Here is a 17883-nt window from a genome sequence, read left to right on the forward strand (position 1 = left end):
TCATGCTAATTAAAGAGAAACTTACCGTAAGGCAATTCGCTGTTCTCACCTTCTTATGCCTGATCGGGGATATGATGCTAATCTATCCTACATTAATTACCTATTCCGGCCGCCAGGATGCTTGGATCTGTACAATCGTCTCTCAATTTATTGGCATGGCCATATTGTGGATTTTCTATAAACTGAATCAGACGTATCCTGGACTTACACTTATTGAAATTTGCTCTAAAATACTGGGCAAGTGGGTAGGTGGAATTTTAGCTGCTTCATACTTGTTTTACTTTCTGATCGGGTCGGTTATATGTATCCGCGAAGTCGGAGATTTTATGACCACTCAGATTTACCTCCACACCCCGATTCGGGCAATCATTCTTCTTTTTGTCATTGCGCTAGGCTGGTCAGCACTCAAAGGATTAGGAACTTTTGGCAGATCCGCAGAGATTTTAGCGCCATTTGTTATCCTTAGCTTGAGCATCTTCATTCTTTGCTTGCTCCCACAGATGGAAATATCCAATATCCAGCCCTTCTTCGACACACCCTTGTTTTCGTTTATAAGCGCGAGTATTCGAGGTGCTACAACTCCATACGGAGAACTTATCATTATCACCATGATTTACCCCTATGTAAATCACGGCATTCACAAGACGAGAGACATGTTTTTAGCCGGGTTGCTTGGCGGGGTCATATTAATATTCATCCTTCTGACCTCTCTGCTTGTGCTTGGGGCTGAACTGACCCAACACAACATCTATGTAACCTACATCCTTGCACAGAAAATTGACATCGGTGGCTTCCTGCAACGAATTGAAGCACTCTCTGCCATAGCCTGGCTCGTATCTACTTATTTTAAGACTTCTCTGTACACGTTTGGATTCATCTTAGGCCTTGCTCAGCTGTTTCGTCTCAAGTCATACCAGCCACTCATCCTGCCGACCACGCTATTATTATTTGGCATGGCTATTGTGCTTTCGCCCGATGTTCTTTTCTACACCCTCGGCATCATGTACCCTTGGTTCTATTGGGACATTACAGTCAGTATCGTCATTCCTTTGTGCTTGTTGCTGGTTTATCACATTAAAGGCCGATTCAAACAACCTAATAACGCAAATGCTGTTTCACAAAAATAAACAGGCTGCATCTCAAGTGGAATGTTATCCATAGATGTAGCCTGTTTATTGTTAACCATGCTAGCTGTATGCGCATGGCTCGTTTTATTTTCACAGCATCAGACCCGATGAATTACAGCCCTTTTACCGTATCCATCGCCTCTTCAATATGTCCCTTCACGCGTACCTTCGTCCATTGCTTGATCAGCTTGCCCTCTTCATCCAGCAGAAAGGTGGAACGCACGATGCCCATATACTCCTTACCGTACATCTTCTTCAACTGCCATGCGCCAAACTGCTCGGCAACCGTGTGCTCCTCATCCGATAACAGGATAAAAGGCAGTCCATATTTGGCAATAAACTTGTCATGTTGTTTCATCGGATCGGTGCTGATGCCTAGAATGACCGTATTCAGCCCCTGAAACTCCTCATGTCGATCCCGAAAATCACAGGCTTGCTGCGTGCAAGACGAGGTCATATCTTTGGGATAAAAATAGATTAGAACTCGCTTGCCGCGAAAATCAGACAACTTCACGGACTCACCCGTGCTGGATGGCAGTTCAAAATCCGGAACTTGTACACCTTCTGCTAAAGTCATTTTCATGTCCTCCTTGGAATTCAAATGATATGATCCTTCAGACTTGCGTGATGTAATCCTTTAAGCTCACTCTCAGAAACCACTGGAATTGGCGTTACGTGACGAAATGATTTCTTAGCAGGTCATGACCCTGCTCCCCGATACCGCTTCACACCGAAGTTCCACAGGGTAAGACCAATCGTTGCAAAAACTAGCCCCATAACCGGGGTGAGCAAAGCCATACGATGCATCTCAGCTCGATCAAGGAACAGTGCTGCCGGATAGATGCCAACAAAGGCAAACGGAATGATCCAGGTGAGCAGCACCTGAATGGCTCTGTTATAGATCGTTACCGGGTAACGTCCATACCCTTGAATATTGTACATCAGCGGCAAAATACCTGTCGGCGCATCGGAATAAAAGGATAGTGACGTCAATGTGGTATAGATGCCCGCATAGATTAGCACTGAACTTAGTGCCAATATAATCAATGCAGGGATATGCCACCATTCCAGTACAAGCCCCATCTCTGCTCCACTGATGATCATAATGATTAACCCGATGAACGACCCCACTAAGGAAGGGGGATCTACATTTTCAAGCAGAATCTGAAAGAGGTTATGTGCCGGTCTTGTCAGAATGCGATCCATCTCACCTTTGACAATGTACCGCTCGCTGAACCCCCACAGGTTGATAAAACAGCTGAAAATGCCGTATGGCACCATAAAGTACCCGTAAACAAACAATACTTCCGCTTCACTCCAACCGCCAAGGTTGTCCGTATGCCGGAAAACGACAAAGATAAAGATCAGATTGGTTGCCTGAAACAGCAGATCCGAGATAATCTCAACCCAGAAGTCGGCCCGGTAGGTCAGACGTGTCTTCATGTAATTTTTTAAATATTCCCAGATTAGACCGATATAGTACATCCGCTTATCCCCCTTGCACGAACAGACGCTTACGCGCCTGCCGCCAGATCAGCACCATGGGTATGAGAAGCAGGATAAACCAGAGCACCTGAATCCCGAGTACATTCCAGATGCCTGTGCCTTCCACTCTACCCGTGAAAACTGAGCCCGGCAGATAAGTAATAGCCTGAAATGGCAGCACCTTCATGATCGTAGACAACCAGTCCGGGTACAAACTGATTGGAATGATCAGGCCCGAAAACAGATCGACGACCACACGTTTCATGCGCATCATACCTTCGTTATTTTCCACAAAAAATGCGGCCAGTCCCGTAATGACATTAATCTGGGAATTAATGATGAAACTGAAGAACAACATGACGAGAAAACCGATCCACGCCGAAGGCGCTGTTGGAAGCTCCACCGGGAACAGCAGAATGGCAATGATCATGCCCGGAATCATAAGCAGTAAGAAGCGGAAAATACCTTCGCCAAGCCCCTGCATCATTTTGACCATCACATAGTTAATTGGCCGGATAAACTGAATCGCAATGGAACCATCCCGAATGTCAGCGGCAATTTCCCGGTCCAGATTGTTAAAGTAAAAAGCACGCGCCATCCACGAGACGGCAACATACGTTGTCATCTGTGCTGCCGTAAACCCGCCAATCTCTCCACTGCTTCCGTAAATAGCTTGCCACGTAAAGTAATACACGCCAATATTCAGCGTATATATCAAAATGCCGGAATAATAATTGACTCGATACGCAAGCATCGTCAGAAAACGAATGCGCATGAAATCGATAAATGCACTGTTCATCTTAGGTAGCACCTACCGCTTCTTTATCTGCCGACACAATCTCCGGGCGCTCCGCCGAACCGGACTGGTAAATGCTGCGCACAATCTCATCCGTATTCGTCTCAATGATCTGAATATCCGTGATATCCGCCTGACCCACCACACGTGCCAGCACATCCGAAACGTTCAGTTCCAGCGGAATCCACACGGAAGCAGACAACTCATTCTCCACAGTCCACCGCACAGGCATCGCCGCTGTCCATTCCTGCATCTGAGTCATCGTATGACCTGTACCAAATTTAAACCGAACCTCGCGCTCCGTGCCCCACTGGGACTTGAGGTGATCCAAGCCACCATCATAGATGATGCTTCCCGCATCCAACATGATGACTCGCGAACATAAGGCTTCGATATCCTGCAAGTCATGTGTCGTGAGCAGTATGGTTGTACCATGTTGCTCATTCATGTCTTTCAGGAACTCGCGGATTTCCGACTTTACCACGATATCCAGGCCAATGGTCGGCTCATCCAGGAACACAATGCCTGGATTGTGCAGCAAGGCCGCTACCAGTTCACAGCGCATCCGCTGTCCGAGACTAAGCTTGCGCACCGGGCGACTAAGCAGTTCCTGTAATTGCAAACGCTCCACCAGCTCGTCCAGCCGTTTGCGGAAGTCCTGCTCTCCCACACGGTACACTTTGCGAAGCAGATGGAAGGATTCAATGACACCGATATCCCACCATAACTGGCTGCGCTGTCCAAACACAACACCAATATTTTTGACAAACTTCTCCCGTTCCTGATACGGAACATACCCACCTACCGATAAATGCCCGGATGTAGGCACCAAAATGCCGGTCAACATCTTGATCGTTGTTGATTTGCCGGCACCGTTCTCTCCAATATATCCGCAGATTTCACCTTGCGGTATCTGAAATGAAATATCATTCACAGCCAATACTTCCTGGTATTGACGTTTGAACAGATCCTGAAACGCGCCCTTCAGCCCGCCACGGCTTTTCTGGACGTTAAACGACTTTCGCAAATCTTTGACATCAATCGCCAGCATGTTTATACCTCACTTGGATTTTGTTGAAATTGCTTGTAGCCCAAAAAGAAATTATAATAGTAACAGTCAAAATTCAGCAAGCTTTAAAAAATAGTTCGAAGTGGCCTCCTCTGCCTTGAGGTTTGGAGGGAAGGCGAACGGAAAGCTTCGAAACTATACGGAAATTCAACGCAACTTTACATGTACTGAAATCGTTTATTTTTTATCTCAAATACAAAGGAGCGCTAGCATGACCAGAAAGACGAAGAGGACCCTATGGATCTCTCTTGCCGCCTTCGTGTTAATTGTTGGAGGGGCAGCGGCCTATTATTTTGGTTCTATTCTTAATCAGTTGGATGGATTGCAGAAAAAAGGCGAGGATTCGCCATTTGCCAATATTGAAAATGTAGAGAAAGTGAAGGCACCCGACCCTCCAAAATGGGAAGGTACCGAAACTGTGAACATATTGGTTATGGGTGTCGATGCCCGCGGTTTGAAAAAGGGTGAAGTGCCGCGTTCCGACAGCATGATGGTGGTATCACTTGACCCGCTGACCAAAAAAATCAACCTCTTCTCGATCCTGCGTGATACTTACGTGACGATCGACGGATATGGTAAAGACCGGATTAACACAGCCATTACCCATGGCCCGAATGTAGCAATGGAAGCCGCAAGTGACTTGCTCGGCATCCCTGTTCAATATTATGTGTATACCGATTTCCAAGGATTCATCAAATTGGTCGATGCGGTTGGCGGTGTAGACTTTGATGTCGAGAAGGACATGCATTATGTGAGTAAAGCCGACAACAATGAGTACGATATTGATCTGAAAAAAGGCTACCAGCATCTCGACGGTAAAACAGCTTTGATGTATGTTCGTTTCCGTCACGATGCAATGTCCGACTTCGCACGCTCGGAGCGTCAGCGTGAGCTGCTCAAAGCGGTAACGGCCAAAATGCAGTCCACGACAACGATTGCCAAGTTGCCTTCCATCCTGGAAGAAGTTAGCCCGTTTGTAGATACCAATCTTACGCTTTCCGACATGTGGAAGCTGGGCGGACTTGGTTACCAGAGCAGCATGAACGGCAGTGAGCAGGTTCCGCCAATGAACCTGTTAAAAGAAGAACGGACTCCTGGTGGTGCACAAGTCTTGTCGGTAACCAGTGAAGAAAAACTGAAACAACATGTTCAGGATATCATTCACCCGCCAGCCAAGACGGAAGACGAAAAAGCCAAAGAAGACAAGACGGCCAGCGGCAATGAAAAGAATGCACAGCAACCCGCAGAGTAAATGGACTCTATGACACGGAGCACTAGTTATGCATGTATGCCATGACATAGGTCTGAGCTAACTTGGTAAATGGTTGATTGGATTAAAACATCAATTCGTGTGGCAGTAAAAGTCACGATACACGGTTACTCGATAAAGGGTACGTAGCCTGTGACTATAAAACATGCCATTTATAACATAGCGATGATCTCATTCATTCTCAGAAGGGCAGCCTATATGCTGCCCTTTCGCTATGCCTGTTCGCCAAAGTATGCGAAAATAATCATATCATGCTATTGTTTGGCTAGTTTAAACTAACGGAATTACGAAAGGAAGTTATCTCATGAATACACGAACGAACTCGGAGTTGTTATATACAGAAGCCCTGGAGCATATTGTAGGCGGCGTAAACAGCCCTTCTCGCTCATTTAAAGCGGTAGGCGGCGGGGCACCCGTTTTTATGAAAAAAGCGCAAGGTGCTCACTTCTGGGATGTTGACGACAACAAGTATATCGATTATCTCGCAGCATACGGACCGATTGTGACTGGACATGCCCACCCCCATATTACCAAAGCCATAACGGAAGCTGCTGCAAATGGTGTCCTGTACGGCACGCCAACGGAGCTTGAGATCAAGCTTGCCAAAATGCTCAAGGAAGCGATCCCGTCCATGGACAAGGTTCGCTTTGTGAATTCTGGCACGGAGGCCGTGATGACGACGATTCGCGTAGCTCGCGCATATACGAAACGGAATAAAATCGTAAAATTTGCCGGATGTTATCATGGTCACTCCGATCTCGTACTGGTCGCTGCAGGCTCAGGCCCATCTACGCTTGGCATTCCCGACAGTGCAGGTATCCCGACAAGCATTGCTCATGAAGTCATCACCGTTCCATATAACGACCTGGGTGGTCTGAAGGAAGCACTTGAACGTTGGGGTGACGATGTAGCGGCGGTTATGGTAGAGCCTATTGTCGGTAACTTCGGTATGGTTATGCCAGAGCCAGGCTTCCTGGAAGGTCTCTGTGCAATGACACGCGCGAACGGTTCACTCGTTATTTATGACGAGGTCATTACTGCTTTCCGTTTCCACTACGGCTCTACTCAGACGTATGCCGGGCTGGACAATCATGCGGAGATCGAACCTGACCTCACTGCACTTGGGAAAATCATTGGCGGCGGCTTGCCGATCGGTGCCTACGGCGGACGTAAACATGTCATGGAGCAGGTTGCTCCACTCGGCCCAGCGTATCAGGCCGGAACGATGGCAGGCAATCCGGCCTCCATCTCGGCGGGGATCGCTTGTCTTGAAGTGTTACAAGGCGCTGGCGTATATGAAGAGATGGAGCGTCTCGCCATCGATCTGACCGCTGGCTTGCAGGCTTCCGCTGACCGTCACGGCATTGATCTGACGATCAACCGCATTCGTGGTGCGTTCTCCACGCATTTCTGCAATCATCCAGTGACGAACTATGATCACGCACAAGACACGGACGGCGAACGCTTCGCGTCCTTCTTCCGCCACATGCTGAATCGCGGCATCAATCTGGCTCCTTCGAAGTATGAAGCCTGGTTCCTGACCACCGCTCATACAGACGAAGACATTGCTGTTACACTCGAAGCGGCTGAAGCTTCTTTTAAAGCCATGGCACAGGAGTAAGAGCAAGAGCCGTCGGGTAGCGTATAAGGTAAGGAAGCGTCGAGTTCTGGAAATAGTACATTGGGTAAAGTTCAGAGTGATGGAGTAGTACATTAGGGTAAAGCGTAAAAGTACATTGTGTAGTACTGGGTTTGAGCATAGCGTATGCGTACAGCTACCGGGTAATTCATGGCATTAATGCTGAGCCTTCGAGTAGCGATGGGAATTTGTGTAGATCTGTAGAGTAGCGCATAAAGAAAGGAAGCCTAGCCCTCTGGGCTAGGTTTTTTTATGGTGACATTGAAAATGGTGTCACTCCGGATGCACACCCTCGCCGCTGATCAACCAAACATAACTGCTTTAACTCGCACTTGCACTTGCGGTCGCAGTCGGCTAACACTCTCAAGTTGAATTGCTAATTGGTCAGCACTCTTGCTATTCAACCTGATGAGCATACTTTTCATCATATCATGCCCCTCCATGCTGCCGAAATTCTAACGATCACAGGAAGCCTTATTTTCCGCTTTTTGGTCGATTTTGAAATCTAACGATCACAGAAGACGTTATTTTGCAAAATGGAGCCCAATTCCCCCCCTCAAAGGGCCATTTCGGACAAAATAGCGTCGCTGGTGATCGTAAGAATATGGATTGGCTGAAAACTGGCCAAATAAGGCTTCTCAGGATCGTTAGAATTTTCCGGCCTAGAATAAGGGATAATGCAAGGCCGCAATCTCATTCAATCCGACAAGACCTAGCCTTTACTTCACCATCCCAATAATGTTTTGGAGATGACTTTATCTCAGGTGCGATGATAGCCCCCACTTAATACCCACCTTTCGCAACATAATTTAAAATTCTAGATAGACCAGCCCATTAAAGGTTGGTCTACTTCACGTTGTGGATCTAATCTGCAATCTCAATATCTCCTCCCGGATGATCTGCATCCCCTCTGCAATACGCTGTTTCGGAACATTGGAGATGTTCAGTCGCAGCATCTGATCCCTGTAGGCACGGTACGTCCCTTCGGGATAATATCGTTCTGTTGTATCGGCAATAATTCCGCGGTTCTGTAAACGGGATATTAAAGTGCGGACAGGTATATTCTCTGGCAAAGGGAGGGCAGTATGTTCCCCACCGGTTCGCGGTGCAACACGAAATGGTTCGAAATCGGAATTAGCTGCCAGCTGTTCATGCACAACTTCCATTCGCGCGGCATAGCGGCTACGAATGATTTTGCGATGGTGGGCAAACATACCGCTATGAATGTACACTTCCAGCGCAGCTTGAGACAGCAGTGAGGTGTCGATATCCAGCATTCTTTTCATTGAACCGAAAGGGGCAATCAAGGCTACAGGCAGTACGGCTACACCAATACGAAGTCCAGGGAACAGAATCTTGGAATAACTTTTCAGATAAATAACACGGTCATGCGTATCATAAGCCCACAAAGGATCTTGTCTCGCGCTGTCCTCCAAATCGGCCAGATAGTCATCTTCGACCAGATAAACATCATATCGCTCCGCAAGTCGAAGAAGTCTCTTCTTTTCCGCCGCCTTCATGGAAGTTCCGATGGGATTGTGGAACCGTGGGATAACATAGAAAAACTTGATATCCCCCTCCGCAAGCTGGCGTTCAAGCGAATCCCAGTCCAGTCCTTCCTCAAACGTTCTTCGTACACCTGCAATAGGCACGTTCAAGCTCTGCAGTAAGGTAGGCATATTGTGATATGTAGGCAGTTCCACCATGACTTTGGTTTTTTCACCGGGAAAAGGCATCAAGGCCAGCGCCGCAAGCGCCTGCTGCACACCAGATGTGATGAAAAACTGTTCCGATCGCGCAAATACCTGATAATCGGCAAACTGTTTCTGTAATAGCTCAATCAGCGAGGGCAATCCTTGCGCGGTGCCGTATAAAAATAGCTCGTCTTGCTTCTGTTTCATCGCCACCTCCACGCAATGCCGAAAATCCGCATAAGGAAACACCCTTGGATCAGGAGCCGCCGACGCAAAATCCAGCGGCTCCTGCCAGTCCATATCCTGTACACCTAAACCATTCTGAACGGCATAATAACCGGATTGGGGTACGGCGTACACCAAATGTCGCTGTTCCAACCATTCATACGCTCGAATCGCTGTACTCACACTGCATTGAAATTGTTCCGCCACACGGCGAACCGCTGGCAACCTTATTCCTTTGTCATCCCACTGGCGGCTCCCCTGCTGAACCATTTGCTCCTGTATCCACTGTTGCAATGCATGAGCAATTACCTCATACTTTTTCACCCTATTCACTCCTCTCTTTGAAATTGTACCGGTACAATCGCTTGTTTTCTGTATTGTAGCACAGCGGAAGCAGAAGTATATTGAATAAGGCTGATATGCTATGTTCCATCGCTTGACACATAATCAGCAAATCTAGTTCATCGGAATTTACGTTGAGTTACCCTAACTCAACTTAGTGTTGACCTTAGTATGAAGCATACGTTCCAAAACGATATCGGACTACATCGCATTACTGGAGGGAAAAGAAATGAATACTACACGTAACCGAACCTATGCTTATATTGCAGCTGTTGTTTATGCCGCCATTATCGGACTATCTTTTTTATTTGTGAAAATGACGGTCACCATTGCTCATCCCCTAGATGTGCTTGCACACCGTTTCGCTCTGTCACTCATTGTGGTGAGTATTCCTGTGCTGTTCGGCTGGATTAAAATCAATCTTCGTTTAGCTGATCTTTGGCGAATCATTCCGCTAGGGCTGCTCTCGCCTGTGCTCTTCTTTGCCTTTCAAGCGTTCGGACTGGTAACCTCCAATTCTTCGGAAGCGGGAATTATTCAGGCGATGGTGCCTGTCTTTACCCTTGCCCTAGCTTCCGTTTTTCTGAAGGAACGTACATCTATTTTGCAAAAAATGTCTCTGCTCCTTTCTGTCGCTGGCGTCATCTTTATCTTTGCCATGAAAGGTAGCGGAATGTCGATGAGTAATATGCAAGGCATTGTACTACTGGTTCTTTCGGCCATCAGTTTCGCAGGTTACGGGGTACTCGCAAGACCACTTACTCGGCAATATAAACCGCTGGAACTGACTTGGGTGACCTTAATGGTAGGGTGTGTTGTGTTTAATGCAATTGCACTAATACGCCATGCATTTACGGGCTCGATGGTTGATTATGTTCAGCCGCTCGGAGATCTATCCTACCTGGGTGCCCTCGCTTATCTGGCTATCTTTTCTACCATGGTATCCACCCTGCTGTCCAGCTACGCCCTGACTCATCTGGAGGCTTCACGTGTCAGTGTGTTCAGTAATCTGTCTACACTCATCTCCATCGCAGGCGGTGCACTGATTCTACATGAGCCTGTTCAGAGTTATCACTATGTAGGTGCGATCCTGATCATCATCGGTGTACTTGGCACCAATATGAGCGGTCGCAAACGTAGGTTGGTCAATCATGCTAAAGCATGATGCCCGCCAAGCCAGAAACACCGCAAAAAAACGAGGCTTGAAGTACGCGAGGCGATGGGTATCCGGTATTTCGATCTTTGATGATATACAGGGTCCTGTATGAAGCTTCCCAAACACGTTAACACTGCTGAGGATACTCTACTCTGAAAAGGAGTTCCTCAGCATGAAGCGTACACAACCTTCGTTCTTGCAAGCCATGATGTTAATCATGTTATCTGTAGGCCTGATTAGTCATGTCTTAATTATCCCTGCCCTTCTAAGTGCAGCTAAAAGAGACTCTTGGATTTCCGTGCTTTTATCAACCGGACCACTGCTGCTCTTTGCTTGTATGCTTGCTTTTGTATCCCGCTTTCTACAACATCAGACTTTACATGATTGGCTGTCTTCCCATCTTGGTAAACCCGTAGGTTTTCTGTTGCGGGTGGGAAACAGTCTCTTTTTTCTATGCGTCATCTACTTTACACTACGTGACACCACGACCTGGGCCAAAACGAACTATCTGACCGAAACGCCTGTGATCGCAACAACGATCGCACTTATGGCTTTATGCGGATATGCTGCCTATAAGGGTATGCGTGCGCTGGCCTTTACCGCCGGACTGATTCTGCCGCTCGTCGTGCTGCTCGGCTTCTACGTCGCCATTGTCAATTCCCAGTATAAAGATTACAGCCGCCTTCTTCCTGTGCTCGAGCATGGTTGGTCACCTGTATTTCATGGCATGATGTACAGTCTGGCAGGCATGTTTGAATTGCTTTTCCTCTGGTACATTCAACCTCATCTCACCAAACGTATAAAGTTATGGCAGTATCTAATGCTTGCATTGATCATGGTTGGTTTAACAACAGGCCCGCTCATTGGAGCGATCGTAGAATTTGACCCTTATGAAGCAGCCAAAATGAGATACCCTGCCTTTGAAGAATGGCGTATCGCCTCCCTGGGCAAATATATTGCGCAGACCGATTTCTTTTCGATCTATCAGTGGCTCGCAGGTTCATTCACTCGGATCAGTCTGGCCATGTATATTGTGGTAGAAATTTGGAATATTAAGAGCACTTCCAGAAGGATGATTGCTTGTGCGTCTTTGGCTGTATTCTTTATTTTATCCATGCTGTATCCTCTGGACGATATTACTTTCGCGAAGATTCTGGTTGACTACATCTTTCCATATAATCTCGTATATCTGAGCGGATTTGCGGTTCTGGCAACGATCGTTGCCTTCATCCATTCACGCCAGCAGAGGAGGAAACAACACCATGGAGAAACGCCCGATTGACACGACATCTTATGACACCCTGCTTGCCTCCCTGAGAAAAAACTTTGAATCCTGTGCGGATGTCGTCATCCAGACATTCTCTGCCCAAGATGAGACGGTTCGGTCTGTCATTGTGCTCTATTGCGACGGTCTGGTGGACAGTAAACAAATCAATCAATTCATTATTCCACGGTTAGAAAAACATACATTGATTATGGAAGAAGCTGTACCCAAGGAACTTGGGCTTACGCTGAATCCCATAGAGGACATTTCTGATCTCCAGAACATAAACATGCTCCTGTTTAGCGGGCAGCTGCTACTTATTTTTGAAAACGGTGTACAGGCCTGCAGTCTGGATATTGCCAATATTCCGGGACGCACACCAGAAGAGTCCGCCATCGAGACGTCCGTCAAAGGACCGCGTGATGGTTTCACCGAAGAACTGTCCACGAACATCGCCTTGGTTCGCAAACGATTGAAAACGTCATCCATGTGTTATGAGAAAATTATAAAAGGGGAACGGACACAGACAACGATCGGCCTCTTATATGTCAGAGATATTATTAATCCCGAAATTCTAGAGACCGCTCGAAGCAATCTGAATCAGATTAATGTCGACGGAATTATGGGCACCTCTATCATGGAACGTGCCGTCATGGGAGGGGTACGAAGTATCTTTCCGCTGACGGATAATTCTGAACGTCCAGACTATGTCGCGGACTCCTTGATTAACGGACGGTTTGCTGTGCTCACGGATGGATCACCCGTAGCCGTCATTGCACCGACAACACTGTTCAATCAGTTGAAATCCCCTGAAGACGAGAGCACTCCATTTTTCATCGTGACCTTTGAACGGATATTACGGATTGCCGGACTGCTTATTGCCTGTTTTTTTCCGGCTTTCTACATCGGTCTGACCAGCTTCAATCTAGAACAAATTCCGCTTCCGCTGCTTGCAACAATTGCTGGAACGCGGATGGGACTGCCTATGCCGGTTACCCTTGAAGCTTTCCTGATGATTTTCATGTTTGAACTGTTCAATGAGGCTGGACGAAGGCTGCCGCGTGCATTGGGACAGACCGTCAGTGTGGTTGGTGGCTTAATTATCGGGGATGCGGCCATTCGTGCCGGAATTACGTCTCCCACAATTATTGTCACAGTAGCGATCTCCGTGATCTCCAGCTACATTCTGGTGAACACCGTTCTTGGAGGGGCTACATCCCAAATACGTATCGGGATGCTGATCGCTTCTTCGATCTTGGGTTTATTCGGATTTATGGTTGCCCTGTTTGCCTTGTTAGTCCATCTCGTATCTCTGGAGTGTTACGGCGTATCCTACCTCTCCCCTGTATCACCGTATATTCCGGGAGATTTCACACAGGCCGTATCCATGCCACCTTCCATGACACGCACCAAACGCCCAGCTGTATTACGCACACAGGACTCTACCCGTCATAAGGAAAAACCTTGATGAGAAGGGCTTGCGTAAGTAGCATAGTTGCGGTTTGTGTCATGCTGCTAACGGGATGCTGGGATTCCAAGGAAGTGCAGAGCATTAACTTTATTACAGCCATTGGCATCGATTATGCGGATAATCAATATACGACATACGCCCAGTTAATCGATTTTTCCAGCATCGCAAAACAGGAAGGTCCGACACCAAGAGAAGGCAGTCAGATATGGATCGGAAAAGGCACCGGCACAACGTTAAGTATGGCGATCAACAATCTGTATGAGACGTCGCAGCAGCAAACGTTGTGGACTCATGTGAAAGCCATTGTGCTGTCCAAAAATGCATTGGAAGGACGACTTGAGGATATTTTTAACACGTTACTTCATTCCGGACAGCTGCGATATACACCATGGATCTATGCAACGGAACAAGATATGTCCACATTACTCTCTCCTTCCGCGATCCTGAACCAATCGGCTCAAACGATTGAGTTGTTTGAACCGATGAGGCTGTATAGGCAGCATTCCGGGTATGAACCCATTCGTCTTCATCAGCTGCTGGATAGTCTGAGAGAACCTGCATCTGTGGTGTTGCTGCCTTCGGTTTCCACTAAAAATCAGACGTGGCATAACGGTGAAGAGACCCCGCCGCTGATTCGAATGGATGGATTTTACGTCGTGAGCAATGGAAAAAGTCAGGGGAAAGTCTCTGGTGCCGAAGCAGACGGCGCCCGTTACGTAAATTATGACCATGTGTACCAATATCCGCTGTACGTTTATGGGAAGCATGGTAGTACTCCTGACCTTACATTGACTCTTCACAAACCCAAAACGCGTATAAAGGCGAGAAAAAGCATCAACGGTGTCACTTTTGATCTGTTCACTTCAGTGAAAGGTACGATTGCTGAGGACCACGGCTCCTATCGATCTCCTCGTGTAATGGAACAGGAGGCCGGCCGGCAGATTGAGGCTCAAATCCGTAAGACGTTTACTACAACCAAAGCGCGAAAAATAGATTCATTGGGTCTTGTAGAGCATCTCTACCGGCATCATCCCGATTGGTGGAGAGCTGAGGTTGCCCGGCGGGCAGAACCCCTTGCTCGTATTCATCTCGGCAAAGTTGAAGTCGACGTGAAAATCCTGAATGCCAGTACCTATAAATATGGGGAGTAAATGGATAAGCAAAGACCTGTAATCTGCATCGAAACTGTCGCAGACTACAGGTCTTTCTGTGCTTGGTCAGTGCTTGTTAGCGTGGCAAGATGAGTAAGACACCGTACAATATTCAATAGTTAGCTCTCTTCGTTTATGCCAAAGGGTACGCCATGACACTCATTAACGCCAGTTCCGGCTGGGTTGTATCCAGGCGGCTGTACTGAATGATGACGGGTACATCACTTGAAACCGTGATGGCATACGGTACACCAGAGGGGATTGCTTCTTTCCCAGCACGTAGCGATGCAGTACGGATATGTTTTGTTCTTCTAGCCGGGACTTCGGCTTGAATATGCTCTAGCGGTTCGCGGTCTTCAAAATAAATCGTGATGTCCAGCGTTGCATCTTCACTGCCTGTATTCAATACACAGATGCTCTCATGGCTTTCCAACGAGCCTGAGCTATCCGGCGGGATGTAACCGTCTGGAATAACCCAGTACGTATGACCATGGGTTGAAGCTCTTGAAAGACTGGTGTGGTCTTGCATGGTACACTCTCCTTTATCTCATTGCGAAGGTGATGTGAGTTAAAACCATCTCTGTGGCTCGCGGGCGGACGCTCGGTGGGCGGATCGGGCTTTGGGCCACTGTTGGTCCGGGATTTCTTCTATTCCCCCTCCATGGGGGAAATCACGTGCCAAACGCGGACGCTCTGCTCCCTTTTCCCGATTCCGCCCCCCTCGCCGCCTCGCTTGCTTTTTTGGTTTTAAGAAAACATGGCCTTCGCTTCGCTGGGTCATTTTTTGTCGCTCGTCGCTTCGCTCGACTCGCGTTTCATCTTTTCACAGTTGCTGTTCAAGTGAACTCTACTTTTAATTTTTTGATTAAGCTAAGACGCACAAGACTTAAAATCCTGCGGTATCTGATCTCAGTAGCTTAAAAATTAGATCCTGACCTAAACAAATACTGCTACATTCGCTCTTATCTGAGGTACATCTGCAATGGCTGCAAATGCAGCTCGCGGATAGCTTCAGCCACCTGCTCTGCCAAGCGGCGTGCGCCTCGCTCCTGAAAATGTGTGTTATCTTCCATCCCTGTCGGGAAGTTGATATATTCGCCGGGCAGCACCCACATAAAATCATCCTTGGTGCCTTCTTCATCCGCCTGCTCAAACATCAGGCGGCTGCGTTCAGCCAGATCAATTAGCGGCACCTCTTCATCTGCCGCAAGTTCGCGCACGGCGGTAATATAATCGCCGTGTGTATCGGTCAATGTGCCATCTTCCGCAAAGTATCGGCGATGCACTGGCGTGATCAGCACCGGACGCGCCTTAACCTCGCGTGCGGCATCGATATATTTTTTCAGATGCTGCTTATAAGTGGTGAAAGGCTCCGTTCCCCGTTCCGGGTCAGGCTTCTCATCGTTATGTCCAAATTGAATAAACAGAAAGTCATGGGGCTTTAATCGCTGCTTAATTGCATCCAAGCGACCTTCATGAATAAAACTGCGGGAACTTCGCCCTGACTGTGCATGGTTATCCACGGCCACGTCATGTTTGAACTGTGCAGGCAATAGCTGTCCCCAGCCGCAATACGGGTACCCGCTCTCCGGCTGATCCGTTACCGTTGAATCCCCCGCGAGAAACACGGTCATCGTTTGATTTGCCAGCGTTATTTCCAGTGCATTGATTCGAGGTGCAGGACCTGAGAAGGTCAGGCGAAGATTGCCCCCGCGAACAACAACGGCAAACCGCATTTCTGCGTATTGCCCAGCCACCGTGCGAATTGTGGGTAACATCAGCCGGCCTTCCCCTGCTTTCACACGTGTGATTGTATCCGCGAGCGGATCTCCGGCAATCAGTAACACCTGATACGTTCCGTCGGGCACATCGACGATAAATGATGCCTTAAGCGGGATACAAAAGCTGGAACGCAAGCGGACAGACATCGTGGTCTGCCCCTGCGGAGAATAAATCCCTTTTGAGGAAAACCCTTCAGTTTCCTGCTCATCATACCGCTGCTTCTCATATACCAACGAACCTGGCTGGAATCCGAATCCCTTGTTCTCATCGTATATCGTTGTTGACGAAACAGCCACATAGCCATCTGCTTTTCCTACATTCGTATGGATGCCTTCTTTGCCAACTTCCTTTTCGGGTTTCCTCATAGCTAAAGTGGATGCCGATAAGATTTCTGATCTATGATCAGCTTGAGCGATAGGACCAAAACTAAACTTCCACGAGGAACTTTTTTGTTCGACTTGTTCTCCATGTTCTGCGTTTTCCAATTCTGCTGCATCCACTAATTTTCTCCTCCATGTATTATTATTAGTTTGATGCGACCTTGTTTTGGAATGTTTCGATCTTGCCTCGTTACCCCTTCAAACCACTCGTGCTCATGCCTTGCACAATCTGCTTCTGGAAGATGAAGAATACAGCCACAACCGGCACCAGACTGACAATCGACATCGCGAACATCGCCCCCCAGTTGGAGGCAGATTCACTATCGAGGAACATTTTAAGCGCCATGGATACCGTATACTTGTCAGGCGAGTTCAGATACAGCACGGGTCCGAGCAAGTCTTCCCATCTCCAGTAAAAGGAGAAGATTGCCGCTGTCGCCAGCGAAGATTTGATCAGGGGCATGATGATCTGAATATACAGCCTAAACTTGTTACATCCATCAATCGTTGCGGCTTCATCCAGCTCTTTAGGAATCGTGCGAATAAACTGCACCATCAGGAAGATAAAAAACGGCATCCCGAAGAAGGTAGGCACAACAATAGGCAGAATCGTGTTCAGCCAGCCCAGCTTGGTAAAGATAATATACTGCGGAACCAGTACGACGTCATGCGGCAGCATCAGCGTAAGCATCATCAGAGAGAACCAGAAGGTACGTCCTTTAAAATTCAATCTGGCAAAACCAAACGCGATCAGTGACGATGACAGCACTGCCCCAATGGTAGAGATCACCACAATGATCAGTGAATTGGTGATATAGTCCATAAACGGCCGTCCAGCCGTTCCCTTCCAGCCATCCACATAGTTCGACCAGATCCATTCGGTCGGAAACAGGCTCTCTGCCGTTACAAAAATCGTGCGGCTCTCCTTGAAAGAACTGAATAACATCCACAGCACCGGGTAGAGCATCAGAAGGGCAAGTGCGGCAACGAACAGATGATAGATTGGCCATTTTACATTTCTCCACACCATGA

15 protein-coding genes are annotated in these 17883 nt (G+C 47.7%); 7 read left to right on the plus strand and 8 right to left on the minus strand.

All coding sequences use genetic code 11. From position 1 onward, the window contains the following. Nucleotides 1-2: 2 nt before the first annotated feature. Nucleotides 3-1127 (plus strand): GerAB/ArcD/ProY family transporter, encoded by a 1125-nt coding sequence (locus ABIE27_RS28040; RefSeq protein WP_123066885.1) that lies wholly within the window; start codon nt 3-5, stop codon nt 1125-1127. A gap of 112 nt (nt 1128-1239) precedes the next feature. Here the strand turns inward: ABIE27_RS28040 and bcp are convergent, their stop codons facing one another. The 4 genes from bcp to ABIE27_RS28060 form a co-directional block, all read right to left on the minus strand. Continuing rightward, complete coding sequence (gene bcp, locus ABIE27_RS28045) at nt 1240-1704, minus strand: thioredoxin-dependent thiol peroxidase (protein WP_123066884.1); 465 nt, start codon at nt 1702-1704, stop codon at nt 1240-1242. 122 nt (nt 1705-1826) lie between these two features. After that, on the minus strand, nt 1827-2612 hold the full coding sequence (locus tag ABIE27_RS28050; protein WP_123066883.1) for an ABC transporter permease: 786 nt from the start codon (nt 2610-2612) through the stop codon (nt 1827-1829). 4 nt (nt 2613-2616) lie between these two features. Continuing rightward, nucleotides 2617-3411 (minus strand): ABC transporter permease, encoded by a 795-nt coding sequence (locus ABIE27_RS28055; RefSeq protein WP_123066882.1) that lies wholly within the window; start codon nt 3409-3411, stop codon nt 2617-2619. 1 nt (nt 3412) lies between these two features. Beyond that, nucleotides 3413-4459, minus strand: coding sequence for an ABC transporter ATP-binding protein (locus tag ABIE27_RS28060; protein WP_090924538.1), 1047 nt, complete (start codon nt 4457-4459; stop codon nt 3413-3415). Nucleotides 4460-4688: 229 nt separating this feature from the next. Between ABIE27_RS28060 and ABIE27_RS28065 the strand changes: the two genes are divergently transcribed. Together ABIE27_RS28065 and ABIE27_RS28070 are read left to right on the plus strand one after the other, a co-directional pair. After that, on the plus strand, nt 4689-5729 hold the full coding sequence (locus ABIE27_RS28065; protein WP_123066881.1) for an LCP family protein: 1041 nt from the start codon (nt 4689-4691) through the stop codon (nt 5727-5729). 322 nt (nt 5730-6051) lie between these two features. Then, on the plus strand, nt 6052-7368 hold the full coding sequence (locus ABIE27_RS28070; protein ID WP_429352059.1) for a glutamate-1-semialdehyde 2,1-aminomutase: 1317 nt from the start codon (nt 6052-6054) through the stop codon (nt 7366-7368). A gap of 869 nt (nt 7369-8237) precedes the next feature. Here ABIE27_RS28070 and ABIE27_RS28075 read toward each other — a convergent pair. Beyond that, nucleotides 8238-9629, minus strand: coding sequence for a PLP-dependent aminotransferase family protein (locus ABIE27_RS28075; RefSeq protein WP_240037220.1), 1392 nt, complete (start codon nt 9627-9629; stop codon nt 8238-8240). A gap of 247 nt (nt 9630-9876) precedes the next feature. Here ABIE27_RS28075 and ABIE27_RS28080 point away from each other — a divergent pair, with 247 nt between their 5' ends. From ABIE27_RS28080 to ABIE27_RS28095, 4 genes are all read left to right on the plus strand, one after another. Further along, nucleotides 9877-10812, plus strand: coding sequence for a DMT family transporter (locus ABIE27_RS28080; RefSeq protein ID WP_429352060.1), 936 nt, complete (start codon nt 9877-9879; stop codon nt 10810-10812). Nucleotides 10813-10975: 163 nt separating this feature from the next. After that, complete coding sequence (locus tag ABIE27_RS28085; RefSeq protein ID WP_123066877.1) at nt 10976-12085, plus strand: GerAB/ArcD/ProY family transporter; 1110 nt, start codon at nt 10976-10978, stop codon at nt 12083-12085. Beyond that, nucleotides 12066-13535 (plus strand): spore germination protein, encoded by a 1470-nt coding sequence (locus ABIE27_RS28090; protein ID WP_429352061.1) that lies wholly within the window; start codon nt 12066-12068, stop codon nt 13533-13535. Before ABIE27_RS28085 ends, ABIE27_RS28090 begins: the two co-directional genes overlap by 20 nt. After that, nucleotides 13535-14689 carry a Ger(x)C family spore germination protein gene (locus tag ABIE27_RS28095; protein WP_429352062.1) on the plus strand — a complete coding sequence of 385 codons (1155 nt, stop codon included), beginning with the start codon at nt 13535-13537 and terminating at the stop codon, nt 14687-14689. The genes ABIE27_RS28090 and ABIE27_RS28095 overlap by 1 nt, the downstream gene beginning before the upstream one ends. A gap of 133 nt (nt 14690-14822) precedes the next feature. Here the strand turns inward: ABIE27_RS28095 and ABIE27_RS28100 are convergent, their stop codons facing one another. From ABIE27_RS28100 to ABIE27_RS28110, 3 genes are all read right to left on the minus strand, one after another. Then, nucleotides 14823-15218, minus strand: coding sequence for a sensory rhodopsin transducer (locus ABIE27_RS28100; protein WP_123066874.1), 396 nt, complete (start codon nt 15216-15218; stop codon nt 14823-14825). A 433-nt stretch (nt 15219-15651) separates the two neighbouring features. Next, nucleotides 15652-16836: a rhamnogalacturonan acetylesterase gene (locus ABIE27_RS28105; protein ID WP_123066899.1), complete on the minus strand. Its 1185-nt coding sequence runs from the start codon at nt 16834-16836 to the stop codon at nt 15652-15654. 205 nt (nt 16837-17041) lie between these two features. Further along, nucleotides 17042-17881 carry a carbohydrate ABC transporter permease gene (locus tag ABIE27_RS28110; protein WP_090924547.1) on the minus strand — a complete coding sequence of 280 codons (840 nt, stop codon included), beginning with the start codon at nt 17879-17881 and terminating at the stop codon, nt 17042-17044. Between the last annotated feature and the right edge of the window lie 2 nt (nt 17882-17883).

The sequence above is a fragment of the Paenibacillus sp. 4624 genome (genome assembly GCF_050435065.1).
GTDB classification, from domain to species: Bacteria; Bacillota; Bacilli; order Paenibacillales; family Paenibacillaceae; genus Paenibacillus; species Paenibacillus amylolyticus_D.